At 41.5% G+C, this 4,029-nt stretch carries 3 protein-coding genes; 1 reads left to right on the forward strand and 2 read right to left on the reverse strand.

Annotated features, from left to right (window positions below; all coding sequences use genetic code 11):
* Positions 1 to 109: 109 nt before the first annotated feature.
* Positions 110 to 595 carry a hypothetical protein gene (locus BLR27_RS18200; protein WP_090707290.1) on the reverse strand — a complete coding sequence of 162 codons (486 nt, stop codon included), beginning with the start codon at positions 593 to 595 and terminating at the stop codon, positions 110 to 112.
* A gap of 1 nt (position 596) precedes the next feature.
* Complete coding sequence (gene tilS, locus BLR27_RS18205; protein WP_090707292.1) at positions 597 to 1,925, reverse strand: tRNA lysidine(34) synthetase TilS; 1,329 nt, start codon at positions 1,923 to 1,925, stop codon at positions 597 to 599.
* A 50-nt stretch (positions 1,926 to 1,975) separates the two neighbouring features.
* Between tilS and BLR27_RS18210 the strand changes: the two genes are divergently transcribed.
* Positions 1,976 to 4,009, forward strand: a complete 2,034-nt coding sequence (locus tag BLR27_RS18210; protein WP_090707293.1) for an OstA-like protein — start codon at positions 1,976 to 1,978, stop codon at positions 4,007 to 4,009.
* Positions 4,010 to 4,029: the final 20 nt, after the last annotated feature.

Consider the following 4,029-nt stretch of genomic DNA (forward strand, 5'->3'; position numbering starts at 1 on the left):
CACAAAGATTTTAGTTTATTAACACCCCCCGGACCCCCCATTTCAACAATAGTAATAGCTAATAAATATTCTTTCATTGACCAAAGGAAATGACGAATTAAACCCCCTATTATTTCTTCATTTCAGCCTTAATACTCTGCTCCAGTTCTACCGGGCGTTGGGTACCAATAATATAAAGCAGGCCATCTCTGTCGGTAAGCTTTACGGCATCTTTACCATCGGCATAAAAGCGAACCGTACCTTTCTGATGTAGATTATAAACCGGATTATTGATGATAAATGAGCTGTAGGGCGTACGTTCGACTTTTATAATGCTGTTCAAATCGATCTTGACCATTTTTGTGGTCCATAAACCATCCAGTACAATACTTTTATTATAGACCGTGGTTTTATAATGAAGCAGGAACATCATGATCACTGATGCCACAAGGATGCCGCATCCAACCACCAGGAACAGCTCTGCATTCTGTTCACGTCGCTCAGTAATATAATATGCAGCAAAACAGAATAATGCCAGAACCAGCCTGATACTGATTCGGCCATGATCCCGGCCCAGGTACTGTTTTTCTAAAAAAGCTGGCTCTATTTCTTGCATATCAGATCGATTGTGCTAAGATAAATACTTTTTTTGTGTTCGGACTAATTTTAAAGCGCTCGCTAATACGTAAGCCTGCAATCCATAAGATATCTCCGTTGCCATTTTCAAGTATTCCGATGTCTTTCTTATGGTTCAGCCGGATCTTTTGTTCTATAAAAAAGTCGCTAAGCTTCTTTTTACTCTTCAAGCCCAGTGGCTGAAACTGATCACCATTTTTCCAGGTCCTTAATTTCAGTGGAAATTGAAGCAGATCGCAATCCAGCTGTGCAATTATTGCAGATTTACTTAATTGGAATTCATCAATGGCAATGACCCTGCTTGTGAATTTCTGCCCATTCCAGATATATTCCGCAGATTCATGGCCGATACTGACATCTTCCGGAGTACTCTGATCGATCAGGCAAAGTATGAGCCGATCACGGTCTAAGATTAACTGATGCCCTGATGATCTGAATACTTTTCCCGGCGAACCATCCCATGCCCGGGTCAGATCATTTAATACGGTTTCAGTAAACCCAAATGGATGAAACAGTCCGTATAAAAGGGTGTTCAGCGGGATTAAATTCTTTAATGCCTGAAGGTCTATTTCAAATTCATGATCGTCCAGTTTTTTGAAAAGCTGCTCTCTGAGTCTTTCAACATGCAGTTCAAGGAAAATTTCAAGTTCTGCAAAGCGTTTTCTGTTGGCTTCAAAGGTTTGCTCGAGACTTGGGTTCAACTCCTTTAAAACAGGAATAACCTCCAGCCGGATCTTGTTCCGTGCATATTTAACCGAGAGGTTAGAACTATCCTCTCTATATTCAAATGGGGGCATTTCATCAATTTCTTCTCTGCTTAAAAACAAAAGGGGCCTGATGAGTTTACCCTTCTTTGCTAAAATCCCATGCAATCCTGCGATACCAGTCCCGCGGGTTAGATTCAGAAGCATAGTTTCTATCACATCGTTCTGGTGATGTGCAAGTCCTATATACTGATAGTCAAATTCCTGTCTGATCTTTTCCAGCCATTGGTAGCGCAGGTCTCTTGCAGCCATTTGAATGGAGATGTGATTTTCGGAAGCATATTCTGCAGTGTCAAATCTTGTAGCAAAGAATTCGACCCCAAGTTCAGAAGCAAGTTCTGCCGTAAACTGCTCATCTTTATCAGCTTCTTCGGTCCTCAATTGAAAATTACAGTGAGCAATGCCGAAATTAAATCCGGCTGATTTGAACAGTCTTGCCATCAGCACTGAGTCGCGGCCACCGCTCACAGCAAGCAATACACGATCTTTTTCCTGAAAAAGGGCATGCTGTTTGATAAAAGTTTGCAGACGGTTTAAGGCTATCATGTTGTCAAAATTATTTAATTAAAAATCCTTAGCCAAAAAACTATTTTTGCATGGTGAAAATATTCCTATTATCAGTTCTGCTTACCCTTATATCGATCGCAGCCTTTGCTCAGGGACGACAGATCGAGATCCGGTCATCTGAGTTGATCAAGGGCTTTCAGGCTTCGGGTTTTGCCAGGATCATTCGCCCTGTTTTTGTTCAGGAAGGTTCAACCCTCGCTGCGGACAGTGCCGATTTTAATCAGAATGCCAATACCTTTGATGCTTTTGGTCATGTGGTGATCACTCAACCCTCAGGGACTACCATATATTCTGATCTGCTGAACTACGATGGTAATACCAAACTTGCAATTTTAACTAACAATGTAAGGTTAATTGATGGAGATGCTACTTTAACCACCAATAATTTAACCTATAATATGAATACCCGAATCGGGACGTATAATGGTGGCGGAAAGATCGTGAATGGAAAAAATGTTCTGACCAGCAAGAATGGCTATTATTTTGCTGCTACGCGGGATGCTTATTTCAGAAATAATGTGGTGCTTACTACACCTGATGCATTGATCAAAAACGATACCTTACGTTACAATTCAAACTCAAAAATTGCTTATTTCTACGGCCCGACCAATATTTACGGAAAGGATGATACGCTTTACACAGAGAACGGAACTTATAACACAACAAGTGACCAGGCACGCTTCGGTAAGAATAATTTATACACTCAGGGAAGTAAATCCCTGACGGGAGATAGCTTGTTTTATGATCGTAAGGCAGGATATGGAAAGGCTATGGGTCATGTTACATTTATTGACACCGCTGAAAAAGCTATCCTGAAAGGCGGCCTCGGTGAATATAAAAAGTCGGATGAAAGCATTCTGGTCACACTAAATCCTTATGTAGTAATCATTTCTGAATCTGATTCAGCAAAGGTCGATTCAATCTGGATGACGGCAGATACTCTTTTTAGTAAGGTGGTATTTGCCCGGGATCTCATCCCGTATAAACAGGAGGAGATCATCCCTGATGATCAGATCCCAGCAAAGGAGACACCAGAAATAAATACACAGGATGCGATAAATCCCGCTCTGGCAGATGAAAAAGAAAATCGGCCGGCCTTGAGAGGCGTCCCTAAAAAGCCTGAAATGGATGTTGCTGCTGAGAAACCAGTGAACCCTCCGGAGGAGAAAATACCCCCTGCCAAAATACCTCCGCCTGATCTGAAAAAGGGGAAAGAAACATCTAAAAAGGATACCCTAAATAAAAAGGCCTTATCTGACACCGTTAAAGTGGTTTCCGTAGCTAAAGATTCTGTCAGTACAGATACAACACGCACCAGGATGATCATGGCCTATCATAATGCAAAAATATTTAAGTCTGATCTGCAGGCAAAGGCAGATTCTATGTTTTTCAGCTACTCTGATTCAACGGTCAGGTGTTATGTAAACCCGATGATCTGGGCTCAGGGTTCCCAGCTTTCCGGAGATACGGTATACCTTCAGATGAAGAACAAAAAGCTGGATAATATGCTTTTGCAGCATAATAGTTTTATTGTTAATACCGAAGATGCCGACTCTGCCAATTTCAATCAGATCAAGGGGAAGGTGATCACCGGATATTTTAAGAATAACAAGCTGAACAATATGTTTGTTGACGGCAATGCAGAAAGTGTATATTATCTGAAAGAGGATTCAGCTTACAGCGGACTGAATCACATGATCAGCAGCCGCTTGAGGATCCATCTCAAAGATAATAAGCTAAATAATATCAGTGCCATTCGTTCTGTTGAAGCATCCATTACTCCGATGAAAGATCTGAGGGAAGAAGACAGGGTTTTAAAAGGCTTCATCTGGAAACCCCGCGACCGGCCAAAATCGAAGGAGGAGATCATTCCTCAACCAGGAAAGGAAGAGTCAAAGCCTGCTGTAGCAAAAAAATCAGATAAGAAAAGTACTCCGGCAAAGACTACCCCTTCAAAGACTGATCCTGCAAAAAGTACGGAACCGAAAACTCCTGTAAAAGCTCCTGTTAAAGTGCTGCCTAAGCCAGTTGCAAAGCCGGCTATTAAGAATATTCAGAATTAAGAAAGCTGATCAGCTTCTGC

Source organism: Daejeonella rubra, from assembly GCF_900103545.1.
In the GTDB taxonomy this organism is placed as follows: Bacteria; Bacteroidota; Bacteroidia; order Sphingobacteriales; family Sphingobacteriaceae; genus Daejeonella; species Daejeonella rubra.